Raw genomic sequence first — 18747 nt, 5'->3', positions numbered from 1 at the left:
ATTGGAGGAAGCAGATTGCTTTTCTACGCGTCCGTCGGGATAACAGAATTGATAGCGCAGGATAGCCTGGGCGATCAGATAAGGACGGAGCGCGTTTTCAATATCAAAGGAAGGAGAAGATGATGACAGCCTGATGGTTTGGATCAAGGCGCCCCAATGGGATACCTTCGAGCAGCTTAGGATGCGGAAGCGGCACAGAGTTCATGGTGACAGTTCGCAAAAAGGAAATCCTCGGATGCGATATCTGTGAGCAGTGGAGGGTGCGGCAAAGTTTGAACTGATGTCTGGAAGCTGACGGCGAATGTATTTCAGGCGCAATGTTGCCGATGGCAATTACAGCAACCGGAGAGGCGTTAGAGGAGGCTGGGCCGTCGATGATAACACTACCTGGAGCAAAGGAGGTTCCGGCCGGAATTTGTATCGATTACAATGGTATCTGTGACCGAATCTACACCGCTATTCGTGATGCTCAGTGTGTATCTGATCGGATCGCCGACTACAGAGGCTGCTAAAATGGATGTTTTCGTCACCTGGATGTTAGGTGCGGATACGAGCTGACATTGACTGTATTTGATGTGACAGAACCACTCAGGACTCTACCGTCAGGTGGTGAGTAGGTAAAGTTCGCTTGCCCAGAAGGGTCAGTACAGGTGGGGGTGGCAGAGACGAAACGACCGTTTGGAAATTCACTACCATACTTCTGGAAGGAGCAAGCGAGCCGAGTGTAATGCCTGTAACTGGTGAAGCTCCAGATACAAGAATGACGTTAACTGAAGCGTTTTATCGAACAATGATGAGTTTTGTAAAATAGCTCCGAAATGCTGGGTGTTTTTTTTACTTGGCGTTAACATATGTGTTATAATGAAGGGGCAAAGGAGGCGTGCCCTATGAACTTAACAGTACGAGGTCAACAGATCGAGGTTACCGACGCTTTGAAGGACTACGTTGATAAGAAATTCAGCAGACTTGAAAAGTATTTCGATGCACCCCCGACGTCTGACGGAAGTGTAACGTTAAGCACAACCAGAGATTTGCACACTGTAGAAGTAACCATTCCTTTGCCGGGGCTTGTACTCCGTGCCGAAGACGAAAGCGATGACATGTATGCGTCCATTGATGCCGTGGTAGACAAGCTTGAGCGGCAAATCCGCAAGAACAAAACCAAGTTAAACCGAAAATTCCGTCAGAAAGGCAGTTTGAAGACTCTTTTTGTGGAAGATCCGGCAGGCGGCGTGGTTGTGGCTGAGGATGAGGATGCAGAATTGGATGAGCTGGAAGTCGTTCGCACCAAGCGTTTCTTATTGAAACCTATGGATGTGGAAGAAGCTATTCTTCAAATGAACATGGTTGGACATAATTTCTTCGTATTTGCCAATATTGATAACGAAGAAGTCAGCGTGGTTTACAAACGCAATGACGGCAAGTACGGACTGATCGAACGGGAATAGTTTGTAGAGTAGAAGCTTATCGTATTTTAAAATGAATAGTTCGTTTTCAACGAAAGCATGCTTTATGGATATTAGCGAAAATGATAATAACGACGAGCCTTATCCTTGCGAATCTGGCGGGGTAGGGCTCTTTTATATGGTATTTCATGAGTGAATTGCTTTGGTATCTTTAACCGGATGCAATTCTAGAGACTGCTTATGTTGCGGCATGTCCTACAAACTGTTACAATTTATGCAAAGAACATCGCACGATGGGCTGGTATAGCCGGGCCTGTCAAACATATCGGGAATCAATTTCATCATGGACCCTTTCTTATTGTGAAATTGATTCTATTAATTGTTTTGCGCGAAAGGGGTAAACCATGCTAGGAATTGTTAAGAAAATTTTTGGTGATACAAATGAACGTGACGTCAAGCGTTTAATGAAGACGGTTGAACTGATCAATAAAATAGAGCCGGATTTTGAGAAGCTCTCGGATGAGGAGCTGAAAGCGAAGACGGCGGAGTTTAAAGAGCGGATTGAACAAGGTGCTACGGCTGAAGAAGTTCTGCCGGAAGCTTTTGCGACCGTTCGTGAAGCGTCTAAGCGGGTGCTGGGCAAACGTCATTACGACGTTCAGATGCTCGGCGGTATTGCGCTGCATGAAGGCAAGATTGCCGAAATGAAAACCGGGGAAGGTAAAACACTCGTAGGTACGCTGCCGGTTTATTTGAATGCACTGTTGGGCAAAGGTGTGCACGTGGTTACGGTCAATGACTATTTGGCACAGCGTGACAGCGGAGAAATGGGACAAATCTATAACTTCCTGGGGATGTCTGTGGGACTGAATTTGGCGAATATGGATCATGCCGCCAAGCAGGAAGCTTATGCTTGTGATATCACATACGGTACGAACAACGAGTTCGGATTCGATTATCTGCGCGATAATATGGTGCTTTACAAAGAGCAGATGGTACAGCGGCCATTGTACTTCTGTATCATTGATGAAGTGGATTCCATTCTCGTCGATGAGGCGCGTACACCATTGATTATTTCAGGACAAGCTCAAAAATCGACAGAGCTGTATTTTGCGGCTGACCGTTTTGTGAAGAGCCTGGATGTCGAAGAAGATTACACGCTGGATATCAAGGTGAAGTCGGTTGCTTTGACCGAAAACGGCGTATCCAAGGCTGAAAATTTCTTCGGACTGGAAAATCTGTACGATCAGGAAAGTGTGACGATCAACCATCATATTGTACAGGCTTTGAAGGCTAATGCTATTATGCGCCTGGATGTGGATTATGTCGTAGCTGACGGTGAAGTCCTGATTGTCGATGAGTTCACAGGCCGTCTGATGGCCGGACGTCGCTACAGTGATGGTTTGCATCAGGCCATTGAAGCGAAGGAAAACATCATTGTACAAAATGAAAGCATGACGCTGGCGACGATTACCTTCCAAAACTACTTCCGTATGTACCGCAAATTGGCGGGTATGACGGGTACAGCGAAAACAGAAGAAGAAGAATTTAAAAAAATCTACGGTCTGGAAGTGCTCCAAATTCCAACGAACCGGCCCAACCAGCGTGTAGATATGCCTGACGTTGTATACAAGAGCGTAAAGGGTAAATTCCATGCAGTAGTGGATGAAATTCTAGAGCGTAACAAAAAGAATCAGCCGGTATTGGTAGGTACGATTTCTATCGAAAACTCGGAGTTGCTTTCTGAGATGCTGAAACGCAAAGGCGTTCGTCATAAAGTGCTTAACGCCAAGTATCACGCTGAGGAAGCTGAGATTATTTCCCATGCAGGTCAAGCGGGTGCGGTTACTATCGCTACCAACATGGCAGGACGTGGTACTGACATCGTATTGGGCGAAGGCGTGTCAGAGCTCGGTGGATTGCATATCATCGGTACAGAGCGTCATGAATCCCGTCGTATTGATAATCAGCTTCGCGGACGTGCAGGACGTCAGGGTGATCCAGGATCCACACAGTTTTATTTGTCGCTCGGCGATGAATTAATGAAGCGTTTTGGTGCGGATAACGTACTGAATATGATGGAGCGCTTGGGCTTTGAAGAAGACCAACCCATCGAGAGCCGCATGATTACACGTGCTATCGAATCGGCGCAAAAACGCGTCGAAGGCAACAACTTTGATCAGCGTAAAATCGTTCTCCAGTACGATGATGTAATGAACCAGCAGCGTGCTATTATTTACAAACAGCGCCGTGAAGTGCTGGAATCGGAGAACATTAAGGAAATTGTGTTTGATATGATCAAACCTGTCATCGAGCGTGTGGTTGAAGCTCATTGCGGTGATGACATTCCTGAAAACTGGGAACTTGAAGAAGTAGCAGAGTATGTGAATAACAACCTGCTTGAGGAAAATGCACTTACTCGTGACGATCTGTGGGGCAAGGAAAGAGAAGAGATGGTAGAAATGATCTTCGAAAAAGTTACCGACAGATACCACAGACGTGAAGAGATGATTGGCGAAGATATGGTACGCGAATTCGAGAAAGTTATCGTACTGCGTGCGGTTGATAGCAAATGGATGGATCATATTGATGCTATGGATCAATTGCGCCAAGGTATCCACTTGCGTGCTTACGGTGGTACTGATCCGTTGCGTGAATACCAATTTGAAGGCTTCGAAATGTTCCATGCTATGATCGCCAGCATTCAAGAGGAAGTAGCGACATACATCATGAAAGCACAAATTGAATCCAACCAAGAGCGTCAGGCTGTCGTTGATGAAGATAAAATCTCGACGAGTGGAGAACCTGCTGCACCTAAAAAGAAATCCGCCCCTGCGCGACCACGCAGAAGATAATGAATTGAATGAAGGGATAAATATAGATACACCATTCCCTGCAATGCATATAATGGCAGGCGGCAGTTCAATCACTGACCGTCGGCCATTTTGTGCCATACAGGGGGTAACCCGGATTTTTCAGCAATACTTTTTTGTTGGAGAACGAGTTGAATATTTCTATACTCACAAAAGTTTTCCCTGTAACTAATAATTATGACAAACAAGCTGGTCCCTGCTTGTTTGTCAATTAATTCAGCAGTTAATCCGGCTCACATACCAGAGCCGGTTATTTAAAAGCGGTTTGACTTTACGGCGGTCGGGAGCGAAGCGGAGGATTTGAATCTGGGGAAGCGTCAGCGATCGTAAGATCAAATTCATTCGCGTAGCGTCTCTTCACCCAGCCGTAACTCAAAATGCTTTTACTCCCCCTAACCCTATATTAAAGGAGAATACATCATGATTGATCCAAGTGTAAAACATGATTTACGAGAAATAGGCAAGAAACTAACAAACCTTAGGGGGTCTCTTTGACTTAGATCTCAAACAGGAAATGATCGCAAACTTTGAGGAAAAGATGGCTGCGCCTGATTTTTGGGATGATAACGAAAAGGCCCAAGGTGTAATTGCCGAAATGAATGCAGTCAAGTCTTCTGTGGACAGCTATGAACAGCTTCGTCAGGAATATGAAGATGCAGGTATGATGGTTGAACTGGCTGATGAGGAAGGCGATGAAACACTGGCTGGAGAAATTGAAAGTAGTGTCAAATCCCTGCTGAGCAAATTGCAGGAGTTTGAACTACAATTGCTTTTAAATCAGCCATATGACAAGCTTAATGCGATTCTGGAGCTGCATCCAGGGGCAGGCGGTACCGAGTCCCAGGATTGGGGCCAAATGCTGCTGCGTATGTATACACGCTGGGCAGAAAAACGGGGCTTTAAGGTGGAGACCCTGGATTATCTGGCAGGGGATGAAGCGGGGATCAAGAGTGTAACCCTGTTGATCAAAGGCTATAATGCCTACGGTTATCTCAAAGCGGAGAAAGGCGTGCATCGGCTTGTTCGCATCTCTCCATTTGATTCCTCCGGTCGTCGGCATACATCGTTCGTATCCTGTGATGTGGTACCGGAAATTGCGGATGATGTGGATATTGAGATCCGCACGGAAGATCTTAAAATTGATACGTACCGGGCCAGCGGTGCGGGTGGTCAGCATATTAATACGACCGACTCAGCTGTTCGGATTACGCATTTACCTACCGGTATTGTCGTGACTTGTCAAAATGAGCGTTCCCAGATCAAGAACCGTGAACGTGCGATGACGATGCTCCGTTCCAAGCTTTACGAGCGCAAGATTGAAGAACAACAGCAACAATTGGACGAAATCCGTGGAGAGCAGTCTGATATTGCTTGGGGCAGCCAAATTCGCTCCTACGTATTCCATCCATACAGCATGGTCAAGGATCATCGTACCAGCGTAGAAACAGGCAACGTAGGGGCTGTCATGGATGGTGATCTCGATCCGTTCATCGACGGTTACCTGCGCAGTCAAATTAAGCTGGATGCAGAATAATAGCCTGTACGTTTTCCTACAGAACCGCAGAACGGATGTCTGCGGACTGTAGGAATTTTTGTGTATACGGTATTTTTAATTAAAGGAGAACATGAACGATGTCTCAATTGAATCCCCCCGTGCCTCGCCGAAGACGCCGCAAGCCTTGGATTGCCGCCAGCGGACCCGTACGTAATGTAACGGATATTTTGCTGATTATACTCGGCTCCTTCATTACAGCATTAACCTTCAATATGTTCCTGCTTCCAAACCGGATTGCATCCGGTGGGGTATCAGGTTTGTCTATCGTGGGCGAGGAGCTGTTTGGTTTGGAACCGGCCTATACGCAATGGGCTATGAATATTCCCCTATTCATAGCAGGGGTACTGCTGTTAGGAAAAAAGTACGGACTGCGTTCTCTGCTGGGGAGTATTATGCTGCCGCTATTCGTGTATGTGACCAAGGATTGGGCGATTCCGACAACGAATCCGCTGCTGGCTTCGCTGTATGGCGGGATCGGAGTGGGCTTGGGATTGGGTACCGTATTTAGGGGCAGAGGCTCGACGGGTGGGCTGGCTATTTTGGCGCAAATTATTCATAAATATACGGGCTTTAGCCTTTCTCTTTGTGTCATGTTAATGGATGGAACGGTAATTACATTGGCTGGCTTTACCCTGTCCCCGGAACGGGCATTGTATGCATTAATTGGACTGTTTGTAACAGGCAAGGTTATTGATGCTGTGGAAATGGGGTTAAGCTATTCCAAAGTCGCCTACATCATCTCCAATCAGAAGGAAACGATCACACAGGCTATTTTGCAGGATCTGGATCGGGGATTGACAGAGCTGGCAGGACGTGGGGGCTACACGAACGAGGAACGTCCTGTACTTATGGTTGTGGTCGGGCAAAACGAGGTAACTCGTCTCAAAACACTCGTTCGCTTGGTAGATCCGGAGGCTTTTGTGATCATTAGTAACACGCGTGAAGTGCTGGGAGAAGGTTTTAAAAAGGAAAGCTAAAACAGGATAACCTGCCGGAACCCCCGTCTTATAAGACGGGGGTTTTTTGTTATGTTAAAGTGCAGGAAATGGCTAAACCAAATGATTACCAATACATGAGACAATCTTATTGCACAAGGATAGCCCTCTTCTTTTATGCAATCGGTGTATTGTTTCAATAGGAGGCCTGTCTCTTTTTTTATTTGCGTGTGTATAGCTTGTATAGCTTGTATAGCTTGTCTCCCAAAAGAATAGGCAGGAGCATTTATTTTAAGATTTGAGAATAACATTACATTGTGTGTTGTATTTATATGAATATAGTCGTATAATAATACATATTTCATAGGAACGGAATGGAGGAAGGTCTGTGAGCAGCAAGCTAAAAGTGGCAATTGTTGGTTCCACCGGATATGGCGGGGTGGAGCTCATTCGTTTTTTGATTCATCATCCGCAGGTAGAGATCGTATCTGTTATATCCTCGTCCAGCGCGGGTGTCCCGATCAGTGACGGGTTTCCACATCTGACGGATATTGTGGTGCAGGATTTGGACGGTGTCGATGTCCACGAAATTGCTGCCAAGGCCGATCTGGTTTTCACAGCTACGCCATCGGGCGTTAGTACGCAACTGGTACCGCAGTTGCTTGATGCCGGACTGAAGGTCATTGATCTGTCCGGGGATTTCAGGCTCCGGAGCGGAGAAACGTATGAAGCATGGTATAAAAAGCCTGCGGCTTCACCGGAATATCTCAAGCAAGCGGTATACGGACTCAGCGAGGTGTATGCAGAAAAGCTTGCGGATGTTTCTTTTATTTCTAATCCGGGCTGCTATTCAACGGCCACATTGCTGGGAATTATCCCAGCTCTGAAGGCAGATTGGATCGACCATCGAACGCTGATTGTGGATGCCAAATCCGGGGTATCCGGCTCTGGACGGGGAACGAGTCTCGTGTCGCATTATGCGGAAATGAACGAGAACTTTAAGGCTTATAAGGTGAATAAGCACCAGCATATCCCTGAAATCGAACAGGTTCTGGGCGATATTGCGGGCGAGGATGTTACGATTACGTTTACGACACAGCTTGTGCCTATGACGCGGGGGATTATGAGTACAATCTATGTCACGCTGAAAGGTGACCACACGGATCAGGAGCTTATCGGCTTATACCGAGACTATTATAAAGACCATCCTTTTGTCCGTGTTCGTGGGGAAGGTGTATGGCCGGCAACGAAGGAAGTATTTGGCTCGAATTATTGCGATATCGGTTTTGCAGCAGATGCCCGAACCGGGCGCCTTACGATTATTTCTGTCATTGATAATGTGGTGAAGGGTGCCGCCGGACAGGCGATTCAGAATTTAAATTTGATGATGGGATGGGAGGAGAACCTCGGGCTGGGCTTCATACCGGTATATCCGTAAGTAGCAAGTAACCGCAACAGGCTGCGGGGAACGACAGCAGACAGAATTGGGAATGCAAGCGAAGCTGTCACTCATCCCATATGTTGCGAACGAGGGCACATAATTATGAGTAAAGTAGGGTTTACAGTAGTAAACGGGGGCAACATCGTAACCCCGCGTGGATTTACAGCTGGGGGATTGCACTGCGGACTGAAAAATACGGACCGCAACGATATTGGCGCAATTCGTTGCGAAGTAGAGGCGACAGCTGCTGCGGTGTATACCACCAATGTGTTCCAGGCTGCACCGCTGAAGGTGACCCGCGAGAGCTTGGCAGATGGCCGATTGCAGGCGGTAGTGGTGAATAGCGGAAACGCCAATGCCTGCACGGGGCAGCAAGGGGAGCAGGATGCCTACGCGATGCGTGCGGCTGCTGCTCGCGAGCTGGGTGTAGCCGAGAGCAATGTAGCCGTTGCTTCGACTGGCGTGATTGGCGAGCATTTGAAAATGGATCGTGTGCTTGGGGGGATATCCTCATTACCTGATCGTGTGAACGGGGAAAGCGACGGAGCGGAGCAATTTACCCAAGCCATTCTGACGACAGATTTGGTTAAAAAGGAAGCGTGCGTGGCGGTAGAAGTGGATGGTGTGACGGTGCATATCGCCGGGGCGGCGAAGGGCTCGGGCATGATTCATCCGAGTATGGCAACGATGCTGGCTTTTATGACCTGTGACGCAGCCATCAGGCAGGCGGCGCTTCATCAACTTTTGAAGCAGGCGACGGATACCAGCTTTAATATGATTACCGTAGATGGCGATACAAGTACGAACGATATGCTGATCGCTATGGCAAGCGGGCAGGCGGGCAACCGCGAGTTGCATGCAGGTCATCCCGATTGGGAGGCTTTTGCCGAGGCGTTCACCTATATCTGCCGAGAGCTGGCGAAGGCGATTGCGCGCGATGGAGAAGGTGCTACGAAGCTGGTAGAGGTGTCTGTGAGCGGGGCGGTAAGCGATGCGTCTGCCCAAGCGATAGCCAAGACGGTAATCGGGTCCAGTCTGGTGAAGTCAGCCGTATTTGGCGCAGACGCCAACTGGGGACGAATTATTGCAGCCGTCGGACGTGCCGGAGAGCCGGTTAATCCAGATACGGTAGACATCCGCTTGGGTGATATTATCGTGCTGAGCCAATCAAGTCCGGTCGCTTTTGATGAAGCAGAGGCGCTTTCCTATTTGCGGGGAGATACGGTGCGGATTATCGTTGATTTGCATCATGGGAACGGGACTGCTACAGCATGGGGCTGTGACTTAACTTATGATTATGTGCGGATTAACGCTGCATATCGGACATAGATGAAGGAATAAACACGAATTAAACGGACGGGTTAATCTTCGATCATTTTAAAATCGCACAGCCTGTGCACAGGAGAAAAGGAGAGATGATATGCAATCAGCAATGGAGCACGCGGATCAAGCCAATCATGCCGGAGTGGCACGTCGTAATTTTGTGATGAAATGCGGAGGAAGTACGCTGGCTGCGCTGCCTGATTCCTTTTTTGACGACTTGGCTCGTTTGCAGTCGGAAGGTCTTCAACCTGTTATCGTCCATGGCGGGGGCCCTGCGATCTCCGACAGTTTGGCGAAGCTGGGAATCGAAACGGAGTTCATTCATGGATTGCGTAAAACGACTGAGCCCGTGCTGGATGTCGTGGAAATGGTGCTGGCGGGCAGCATTAACAAGCAGATTGTACGCAGAATAGGGATGCACGGTGGGCGAGCGCTGGGGTTGTCAGGCAGTGATGGTTATTTAATCGAAGCGAAGCCTGTGTCGAATGCCGCAGAGGTCGGTTGGGTCGGAGAGGTAACGTCTGTTCAAGCTTCGATTATTACAGGTGTGCTGGATATGAACTATATGCCTGTTATTGCACCCATCGGGATTGATCGATCCGGTCAGCGTTACAACATTAATGCAGATACAGCTGCGGGTGCGGTGGCCTCTCATCTCGGCGTCAGTCGGATGATTGTGGTTACCGATGTACCGGGCATATTGAAAAACAATGGCGGAGAAAAGAAGGTATTGAACTCTATCACCGTACAGGAGATTGAAGATATGATCAGCACGGGTGAAATATACGGTGGTATGATCCCGAAAGTGAGAGCGGCTATTGCCTGCATCCACGGAAAAGTGAAAGAAGTCGTTATTGTGGACGGCAGCGAGCCGCAGGTGTTAAGCCGTGTGCTGGGCGGGGAATCGATTGGAACACGCATCGTGCGTATGCAGTAATTGCGATATATAACGAAACCTGTTAACCATAAACGAATAAAAGGAGCGTGAACAACATGAGTAAGGAGTCTAATGCACTGGTGAGCGAGGAATCGCCAAGTACAAATGCAGTCGGAGTGCACGCGGAAAAGGTGTCTGTAGAAGTGCAGCCGGAAAGCTCTCTTTTTCCAAACTATGCAAGATACCCGCTTTCACTGGTTAAAGGTCAAGGAAGCTGGCTGTGGGATGATCAGGGCAAGCGTTATCTGGATTTTATGTCAGGTATTGCTGTTACCAATCTCGGGCATGCGCCTCAGGCTGTAGCTGAGCGATTGAAGAAACAGATTGATGAACTGTGGCATGTATCCAATCTGTTTCATATTCCCGGGCAAGAACGGGCAGCGGCTTTGCTGACTGCCAATAGCAGCGCAGATGCTGTATTTTTCTGCAATAGCGGGGCAGAAGCGAATGAAGCTGCGATTAAGCTGGCGCGTCGTTATCATCAAAAGGTGAAGCAGACCGGCCGCTACGAGATCATTACGTTCACGCAATCCTTTCACGGACGGACGCTCGCAACCCTGACCGCTACTGGTCAGGACAAAGTTAAAGAGGGATTTTTGCCGCTTCCTGCCGGGTTTAAAAGCGTTCCACTTCACGATCAGGCTGCGCTTGAAGCAGCCATCAGTGAAAATACCGCAGCCATTATGCTGGAAATGGTGCAGGCAGAAGGCGGCATGTATCCGGTAGACCCTGCTTTTGTAGACGTGATTACCAAGCTGTGCCGTGAGCATGGCTTGCTGCTGATCATTGATGAGGTGCAAACAGGCATGGGACGGACAGGTAAGCTGTTTTCCTTTGAGCATTATGGCATAGAGCCGGATATCTTTACATTGGCGAAGGGGCTGGGCAGTGGCTTTTCTGTAGGTGCGATGCTGGGCAAAGGATATTTGCGCGAAGCGTTCACAGCAGGCAGCCACGGCTCCACCTTTGGTGGCACGCCGCTCGCGATGGCAGCGGTTCAGGCTACCATTGAAACGATTATTGATGACAATCTACCAGAACGTGCAGCTGAGATGGGCGAATATTTGTTCCATAGCCTGCAAAAGCAGCTTGGAGATATTCCTTTTGTAAAGGATATCCGTGGAAAAGGGCTGATGGTCGGCATTGAGTGTGCGGAACCGGTAGCAGAGCTTGTTTTGGCAGGACAGAAGAAGGGGATTTTGTTCATTACAGCAGGACCGAACGTGATTCGCCTGTTGCCTAACCTGTATGTAACGAAGGGTGAGATTGATCAGGCTGTAACACTGATTGCTGAATTGATTCGGGAGCATGTGGCTTAGTGTTAAAGGTCAATTCATCTAGATTAGAGTGTAAAAGGAGACGATAGCATGAGTCAGAGCGGCGCACTGCAGCAGATAAATTTGAAGGGGCGAGACTTCCTTGAGCTGGACGACTACTCGACAGAGGAAATTCAGTATCTAATTGATCTCGCCATCGAAATTAAGCGTAAGCACAAAAACGGGGAAGTCTATCAGCCGCTAAAAAGGAAGACACTCGGACTGATTTTCGAAAAATCCTCTACGCGTACACGGGTATCTTTTGAGGTCGGTATGTATCAATTGGGCGGGCATGCCCTTTTCCTGAGTAAGAATGACATTCAACTGGGACGCGGTGAGCCTATTAGCGACATGGCACAAGTGATGTCACGTTATCTGGATGGCATTATGATTCGTACCTTTGGGCACGATAATGTGGTAGAGTTAGCACATTATGCATCCGTCCCTGTAATCAATGGCTTGAGCGATTTGGCGCATCCATGTCAGGTATTGGCTGATTATCAAACCTTGTATGAGCAAAAAGGTAAGCTAAAAGGGCTCAAATTGGCTTATATCGGGGATGGCAACAATATGGCGCATTCCCTCTTGATTGGTGGAGCGAAGCTCGGAGTGCATGTGTCGATTGCAAGTCCTGCTGGATACGAGCCTGACCCGAGTGTGGTTGCAGCTTGCCGTGAGATTGCCAAACAGACAGGTAGTGAAATCGTTATAACGCAAAGTCCGCAAGAAGCGGTAAAGGATGCGGATGCGATCTATACGGATGTATGGGCGAGCATGGGCTTTGAGGAAGAGCAGAAGGAGCGTGAGCTTGCTTTTGCCGACTTCCAGGTGAATGAGGAACTGGTCCAGCTGGCCAAGCCGGATTATTTGTTCCTGCACTGCCTGCCTGCACATCGTGGGGAAGAAGTGAGTGCAGGTGTCATCGACGGTCCGAATTCGGTCATTTTTGATGAAGCGGAAAATCGTCTGCACGCGCAAAAAGCGCTGCTGGTTGCTTTGCTGGGGTAAGGAAGATAGGTAAGGAAGATAGGTAAGGAAGATAAAGGCTAGAAGCATTTGGGGAGGACTTTAAACATGGCAAAAGATAAAATCGTACTCGCATATTCCGGCGGTCTGGATACGTCGGTCATTTTGAAATGGCTCAAGGAAACATATGATGCGGAAATCATCGCATTTACCGCAGATATCGGTCAGAAGGAAGAACTGGACGGTTTGGAGGAAAAAGCGCTCGCTACGGGAGCTTCCAAAGTGTACATTGATGATCTGCGTGATGAATTCGCCAAGGATTTTATTTATCCAATGTTTCAGGCGGGTGCTTTGTATGAAGGACAATATTTGCTCGGAACGAGTATTGCACGTCCGTTGATCGCTAAGCGGATGGTCGATATTGCAATTGCCGAGGGAGCAATAGCAATCGCTCACGGCGCAACAGGTAAAGGCAACGATCAGGTGCGCTTCGAGCTGAACGCGGCGGCATTAACGCCAGATATCAAGGTGATTGCACCTTGGCGGCTGGAAGAGTTCCGCAATCAGTTCCCGGGCCGGGCAGAAATGATTGCCTATGCGGAAAAACACGGTATTCCGGTAACTGCTTCTGCAGCCAAGCCGTACTCCATGGACCGCAACCTGTTGCATATCAGCTATGAAAGCGGTGTGCTGGAGGACCCTTGGTTTGATCCGAGTGCTCCTGAAAATAAAGAAATGTTCTTGCTCAGCAATGCACCAGAGGACGCTCCTGATGAAGCGGAATATTTGGAGCTGGAATTTGAAGCAGGAAACTGCGTTGCTTTGAACGGAGAGCGGTTGACTCCACTGCAAGTGATGGAAAAACTGAATGAGTTGGGTGGCAAGCACGGCATCGGACGTGTAGATATGGTAGAGAACCGTTTTGTGGGCATGAAGAGCCGTGGAGTCTATGAGACACCGGGGGGGACGATCCTGTTCACAGCTCACCGTAAAATGGAGTCCATCACGATGGATCGCGAAGTTATGAATTTGCGTGATAGTCTGATTACCCGTTATGCTACCTTGGTTTACAACGGTTTCTGGTTCGCACCGGAACGTGTGGCTCTGCAGGCTCTGGTTCATGAGAGCCAGAAAAACGTCAGTGGTACTGTACGTGTGAAGCTGTATAAAGGCAATATTATCGGTGCAGGCGTCAAGAGTCCGGTTAGCTTGTACAACCCGGACATTGCGACGATGGAAGCCGATCCGACACAAGCCTACGATCAAGGCGATGCAACAGGCTTCATCCGGTTGAATGCTTTGCGCTTGAAGGTTAATGCGGGCGTAACACAAAATCATAAATAAGGATGTAATCTAAAAAATGTACGGAATGCGGGCCGTTCTTGTCCAAACGACGAGGGCGGCTTGTTATTGCAGAGAGGGGATCATGCAATGAGTAAGTTATGGGGCGGACGTTTTACGAAGCAAACGAATAAGCTGGTAGAGGAATACACGGCTTCCATCGGGTTTGATCAGGCGTTGGCAGAAGAGGATATCCAAGGCAGCTTGGCCCATGTGGCTATGCTGGGCAAATGCGGCATTATTCCGCAAGCGGACGTCGACACGATCAAGGAAGGACTTCACACGGTACTGGAGCGTATCCGCCGTGGAGAGATTGAATTTTCCGTTTCGGATGAGGATATTCACATGAATATCGAAAAAAATCTGATCGAAGCCATCGGTCCGGTCGGTGGTAAGCTGCACACCGGACGCAGCCGCAACGATCAGGTAGCAACGGATATGCACTTGTATTTGCGCGGCCGTGTGGTATCGCTGATAGGGATGCTGCATAATGTGCAAGCCGCATTAATCGGACAGGCCAAGGACAATCTGGACACGATTGTGCCTGGGTACACACACTTGCAGCGTGCACAGCCGATTTTGTTTGCGCATCATTTGCTCGCGTATGTATCTATGCTGGAGCGCGATATTGACCGTCTTAAGGACAGCTACAAGCGCATCAATGTGCTGCCGCTGGGTGCTGGCGCTTTGGCAGGAACCACCTTCCCGATAGACCGTCATTTTGTGGCTGAGCAGCTCGGGTTCGATGGCGTATATGAAAATAGCCTGGATGCTGTCAGTGACCGGGACTTTATTGTAGAGTTCCTGGCCGGAGCCTCGCTGATTATGACGCATTTGTCTCGTTTGAGCGAAGAACTGGTGCTGTGGAGCAGCACGGAGTTTGGCTTCGTGGAGCTGGATGATGCCTTTTGTACAGGCAGCAGCATTATGCCGCAGAAGAAGAACCCGGACGTACCGGAGCTGGTACGTGGGAAAACCGGACGTGTCTACGGCAATCTCATGGGCTTGCTGACCGTTCTGAAATCCTTACCACTCGCATACAACAAGGATATGCAGGAGGACAAGGAAGGTATGTTTGATACCGTTGCTACGCTGGAAGGAGCGCTACAGCTGTTCGCACCGATGATCGCTACGATGAAGGTGAACAAGGATCGCATGCGTCAAGCCGTCAATCAGGATTTCTCGAACGCAACGGATATTGCGGATTTCCTGGTCGGCAAGGGACTTCCTTTCCGTCAGGCGCACGAGGTCATTGGCAAAACCGTGCTGTATTGTATCCAACACGGCAAATATTTGCTGGATCTGACCCTAGAGGAATTCCAGCAGTTTTCCGATTTGTTCGACGACCGTATTTATGAGGTGCTTCAACCAGAGGCCGTAGTGAATGCACGGAATGTATATGGCGGAACAGCTACAGGACAGGTACAGGCAGCCATAGGACGTAGTGAACAGCTCTTGGCAGATACGTCAAGCTGGTTTGAAAAGCACCAACGGAGCAACTAAATCAGCAAAAGATGCAATATGCTTCTGCTTGGTTACAAGATCATATGTGGAATCTCAAGTTTCATTAATAGAGGCACCGTTCGCGGTGCCTTTTTTGCTGTATAAGACGCATACTTAGTAGTTCTAAATACCTAGTTATACATCAGTATGAAAGATTCTATAATTTACATTATTGTATACCTACTTCTGCCATGATTATGGTAGAATAGCACTAAGTTTTTAATGGTAGACCCAATTAGCCAAAACGGACCCATTTTTACATAGCGATATCAGGTTGAAGAAAGTGCTTTTCTGGACCGGAAAATTTGCATCAATGTGTAAATGATTGGTTTATATAAGAAATATAAGAGGTTCTGATTTGCGTAAGGACGGATTAACCATCGAAGTAGTGACATGCTCGAGAGACAGAGACAGGACGGTACAGGAGGTACTATGAGAAGTAAAAGAACGGCGCGGCAGTTAAAGAGCGCATGGATTGGTTATCGCGCTTCTGACGCCGAACAACTGGTGTCTTCATTGAATGAGGAGCGGATGCAAGCGGAGAAGTTGCTGCGTGAGGAGCGGGAGCTTTTTCACGCGGCACTGGAACGGAAAAAGCAACGGGATGCGGAGCTGAAGCAGCTGCTTGCGGACGCGCTCGCCGAAGAGCGGCGCTGGATTGAAAGGGCGGGAATCCATGGGTGACAAGCTGAGGTGGCAGGTTGGCGGAGTTTCGATTCGCCAAACCAACAGAAGAATAAAAGAAGAGCGTCAGCAGATCGCTCAGCTGAAGCAGGAGCTAGAAGCCCAGCGCTCAGAGCAGGCTCCGGTGCTGTACAAGCTTGATTTTCATATCGAAGAGCTGGAACGGCGGCTCCAGGATACAGAGCTTCGCATCCAGGCTATAAAGGACGCTAATGATTCCGCAGCAGCAGTGGAGCAATTGCTAGATGAAGGCATGCAGGCTGGACAGGTCCAGGAGGCGCAGGTCCAGTATGCTTCCGGGCAGCAGGAGCAAGCAGCGGGCGTCGCTATGGGGCTGGCTTCCAGTGGGGCTGGTGCGCAAGGCGGGGAGATTGCCGCAGAGTCACAGAGCGGACGAAACGGCAAAGCCCGTCTGGGTGATCAACTTCTGGAGAACGGGTTGATCACCCGGGATCAACTGGCAGACGCCATCCGAAACCAAAAGCGTTATGGTGGCAGGCTGGGTGATATTCTCGTGGAGATGGGCTTCATTACAGCCGAGCAGCTCCAGCAGCAGGTTGACGGGGACGAGTCCAAGGAACGATTGGGCGATATGCTGGTTCGTTCCGGCTATATTTTACCTGAGCAGCTAGAGCGCGCACTGGAGTTCCAGGCAAAGAGCGGCGGGCTGCTCGGCGATATTTTGCTGTCATTGCAAATGCTGGAACCCGCGGATTTGTACCGGGCGATTGCGACACAGAACCGGATCGGACGCATCGGCGAGGAGCTGGCACTGGATGCAGCCTATAAGCTTCCTGAGCAGGTGGCCATGGCTTATGGTGTGGTCGTCATTCATCAATATATGAACCGCTATATTGTGGCGGTCAGTGACCCGCTGCCAGAAGAGCGACGCCTGAAGCTGGAGGAAATCCTCGGTATGCCGGTAGAGCAAGTGCTGGCGACCAAGGAAGAAATGGAACAGCTCTGGGGTAAAATTTACGGTGAAGAAATGATGCAGGAGAGCACGACCGGGCTGCTCGAAAAAGAGCCGCACAATTCGGCGCGCACGACCTTTACGAAGGGGCAGTTGTTGGTGTTTGCGGCGATGGGCGTAATCACACTGCTCGGCCTCTTCTGGAACAGCTGGAAAACGGTGCTGATTATCAATATGATGATTCAGTTGTTTTATTTTGCTATGACCCTTTTCAAATTCGGCATTATCTATCTCGGTTCCCGGCGTGGAGCGCAGCTTCGCTTCACGAAGGAAGAGGTTGACGCCATGGATGAAAAAAAGCTGCCGATCTATACGATCCTTGTACCGATGTACAAGGAGGCAGGCGTGCTTCCGATGCTGCTGCGGAATTTGGAGCAGCTGGATTATCCCAAATCCAAGCTGGATGTGCGGTTGCTAATTGAAGAGGACGACATGGAGACGATTGAGCTGCTTCGCGACATGAAGCTGCCAGCCTATTATACGACACTGGTCGTCCCTGACGGCCTGCCGAAAACCAAGCCAAAGGCATGTAATTACGGGCTTATTCGGGCCCGTGGCGAATTTGTCGTCATTTACGATGCCGAGGATCGTCCCGACGCTGACCAGCTTAAAAAGGTCATTGCGGCGTTCAATTCACTTCCTGAGAATTATGCATGTATTCAGGCAAAGCTCAATTATTTTAACAGCACACAAAATTTGCTCACTCGCTGGTTTACTCAAGAATACAGCATGTGGTTCGAATTGCTGCTGCCGGGGATTATGCAGCTAGATACCCCCATTCCGCTCGGCGGCACGTCCAATCATTTTCGGGTAACTGTATTAAAAGATATCAATGCATGGGACCCCTACAATGTAACCGAGGATGCCGATCTGGGCATACGTCTGTATAAAGGCGGCTATAAAACCGCCATTGTCGACTCTCGCACATGGGAGGAGGCCAACAGCCGTGTCGGCAACTGGATTCGTCAGCGGTCACGCTGGATCAAGGGGTATATGCAGACATGGCTGGTTCATATGCGCAATCCGGTTAAATTGGTGCGTGAAGTGGGCTGGAAAGGTTTTTTTGGCTTTCAGGTTATGATTCTGGCAACTCCCATGCTGCCTTTGCTGAACCCGATTTTCTGGGGTTTGCTTATTTTATGGTTTGGCTGGGAATTGTCCTTTATTCCCAAGCTGTTTCCGGGTTATGTGTATTACCTGGCCAGCGCGGAATTTTATATCGGTAACTTTCTGTTCGTATTCAGTAATGTGGCCGGCATGTATTGGGTCATTGGGGAGCTGGAAGAGCGTGGTGAACGAACATTTTCATACGCGATGGTCAAATATGGGCTACTTTCGCCGTTATATTGGGTACTTATGAGTATAGCTGCGGTCAAAGCAGCCTGGCAGCTCATTACCAAGCCGTTCTATTGGGAGAAGACGACGCATGGTCTGACCGATATGCACGATTTGGATGATCCTCCGGCACAGTCCTCCTGAATATGAAGAAAGAAG

Annotated in this window: 14 protein-coding genes; 13 read left to right on the top strand and 1 reads right to left on the bottom strand. The window is 48.9% G+C overall.

Going from position 1 to position 18747, the window contains the following annotated elements; all coding sequences use genetic code 11:
• Positions 1 to 383: 383 nt before the first annotated feature.
• Complete coding sequence (locus tag LCF57_RS27855) at positions 384 to 530, bottom strand: hypothetical protein (RefSeq protein WP_226000509.1); 147 nt, start codon at positions 528 to 530, stop codon at positions 384 to 386.
• A gap of 357 nt (positions 531 to 887) precedes the next feature.
• Between LCF57_RS27855 and hpf the strand changes: the two genes are divergently transcribed.
• The 13 genes from hpf to LCF57_RS09690 all read left to right on the top strand — a co-directional run bounded on the left by hpf (position 888) and on the right by LCF57_RS09690 (position 18732).
• Positions 888 to 1448 carry a ribosome hibernation-promoting factor, HPF/YfiA family gene (gene hpf / locus LCF57_RS09750; protein ID WP_025716758.1) on the top strand — a complete coding sequence of 187 codons (561 nt, stop codon included), beginning with the start codon at positions 888 to 890 and terminating at the stop codon, positions 1446 to 1448.
• Positions 1449 to 1810: 362 nt separating this feature from the next.
• Positions 1811 to 4261: a preprotein translocase subunit SecA gene (secA, locus tag LCF57_RS09745; protein WP_226000508.1), complete on the top strand. Its 2451-nt coding sequence runs from the start codon at positions 1811 to 1813 to the stop codon at positions 4259 to 4261.
• Between the two features lie 438 nt (positions 4262 to 4699).
• Positions 4700 to 5813, top strand: a protein-coding gene (gene prfB / locus LCF57_RS09740; RefSeq protein WP_226000507.1) for a peptide chain release factor 2 whose coding sequence is annotated in 2 segments (ribosomal slippage) — positions 4700 to 4771 and positions 4773 to 5813 — 1113 coding nt in all. Because the reading frame shifts where the segments join, the coding sequence is not laid out codon by codon here.
• Positions 5814 to 5911: 98 nt separating this feature from the next.
• Complete coding sequence (locus LCF57_RS09735) at positions 5912 to 6811, top strand: YitT family protein (RefSeq protein ID WP_226000506.1); 900 nt, start codon at positions 5912 to 5914, stop codon at positions 6809 to 6811.
• A gap of 346 nt (positions 6812 to 7157) precedes the next feature.
• A complete protein-coding gene (gene argC, locus LCF57_RS09730) occupies positions 7158 to 8207 on the top strand; it encodes an N-acetyl-gamma-glutamyl-phosphate reductase (protein ID WP_226000505.1) in 1050 nt (349 codons plus the stop codon).
• 105 nt (positions 8208 to 8312) lie between these two features.
• Positions 8313 to 9539, top strand: a complete 1227-nt coding sequence (gene argJ, locus LCF57_RS09725) for a bifunctional glutamate N-acetyltransferase/amino-acid acetyltransferase ArgJ (RefSeq protein WP_226000504.1) — start codon at positions 8313 to 8315, stop codon at positions 9537 to 9539.
• 91 nt (positions 9540 to 9630) lie between these two features.
• Positions 9631 to 10470, top strand: a complete 840-nt coding sequence (argB, locus tag LCF57_RS09720; RefSeq protein WP_226000503.1) for an acetylglutamate kinase — start codon at positions 9631 to 9633, stop codon at positions 10468 to 10470.
• 56 nt (positions 10471 to 10526) lie between these two features.
• Positions 10527 to 11789, top strand: coding sequence for an acetylornithine transaminase (locus LCF57_RS09715; protein ID WP_226000502.1), 1263 nt, complete (start codon positions 10527 to 10529; stop codon positions 11787 to 11789).
• A gap of 48 nt (positions 11790 to 11837) precedes the next feature.
• Positions 11838 to 12794: an ornithine carbamoyltransferase gene (gene argF / locus LCF57_RS09710; protein ID WP_226000501.1), complete on the top strand. Its 957-nt coding sequence runs from the start codon at positions 11838 to 11840 to the stop codon at positions 12792 to 12794.
• A gap of 66 nt (positions 12795 to 12860) precedes the next feature.
• Entirely contained in the window at positions 12861 to 14096 is a 1236-nt protein-coding gene (locus LCF57_RS09705) for an argininosuccinate synthase (RefSeq protein WP_025720414.1), read from the top strand.
• An 87-nt stretch (positions 14097 to 14183) separates the two neighbouring features.
• The gene (gene argH / locus LCF57_RS09700; RefSeq protein WP_226000500.1) at positions 14184 to 15596 is read left to right on the top strand and encodes an argininosuccinate lyase; all 1413 of its coding nucleotides are present in this window, start codon (positions 14184 to 14186) and stop codon (positions 15594 to 15596) included.
• A gap of 432 nt (positions 15597 to 16028) precedes the next feature.
• A complete protein-coding gene (locus LCF57_RS09695) occupies positions 16029 to 16280 on the top strand; it encodes a hypothetical protein (RefSeq protein WP_226000499.1) in 252 nt (83 codons plus the stop codon).
• The gene (locus LCF57_RS09690; RefSeq protein WP_226000524.1) at positions 16273 to 18732 is read left to right on the top strand and encodes a glycosyltransferase family 2 protein; all 2460 of its coding nucleotides are present in this window, start codon (positions 16273 to 16275) and stop codon (positions 18730 to 18732) included. Before LCF57_RS09695 ends, LCF57_RS09690 begins: the two co-directional genes overlap by 8 nt.
• The last annotated feature ends 15 nt before the right edge of the window (positions 18733 to 18747 follow it).

Source organism: Paenibacillus sp. BJ-4, assembly GCF_020404765.1.
In the GTDB taxonomy this organism is placed as follows: Bacteria; Bacillota; Bacilli; order Paenibacillales; family Paenibacillaceae; genus Paenibacillus.
The sequence above is the reverse complement of the archived record's forward strand: the minus strand, read 5'-3'. Positions and strand labels throughout refer to the sequence as shown.

Bases quoted from the DNA above. Each gene is read 5' to 3' on its own strand.
- LCF57_RS09735 (WP_226000506.1), top strand. From the start codon at position 5,912: ATGTCTCAATTGAATCCCCCCGTGCCTCGCCGAAGACGCCGCAAGCCT.
- secA (WP_226000508.1), top strand. From the start codon at position 1,811: ATGCTAGGAATTGTTAAGAAAATTTTTGGTGATACAAATGAACGTGAC.
- argB (WP_226000503.1), top strand. From the start codon at position 9,631: ATGCAATCAGCAATGGAGCACGCGGATCAAGCCAATCATGCCGGAGTG.
- argH (WP_226000500.1), top strand. From the start codon at position 14,184: ATGAGTAAGTTATGGGGCGGACGTTTTACGAAGCAAACGAATAAGCTG.
- LCF57_RS09715 (WP_226000502.1), top strand. From the start codon at position 10,527: ATGAGTAAGGAGTCTAATGCACTGGTGAGCGAGGAATCGCCAAGTACA.
- argF (WP_226000501.1), top strand. From the start codon at position 11,838: ATGAGTCAGAGCGGCGCACTGCAGCAGATAAATTTGAAGGGGCGAGAC.
- argJ (WP_226000504.1), top strand. From the start codon at position 8,313: ATGAGTAAAGTAGGGTTTACAGTAGTAAACGGGGGCAACATCGTAACC.
- LCF57_RS09695 (WP_226000499.1), top strand. From the start codon at position 16,029: ATGAGAAGTAAAAGAACGGCGCGGCAGTTAAAGAGCGCATGGATTGGT.
- LCF57_RS09705 (WP_025720414.1), top strand. From the start codon at position 12,861: ATGGCAAAAGATAAAATCGTACTCGCATATTCCGGCGGTCTGGATACG.
- hpf (WP_025716758.1), top strand. From the start codon at position 888: ATGAACTTAACAGTACGAGGTCAACAGATCGAGGTTACCGACGCTTTG.
- LCF57_RS09690 (WP_226000524.1), top strand. From the start codon at position 16,273: ATGGGTGACAAGCTGAGGTGGCAGGTTGGCGGAGTTTCGATTCGCCAA.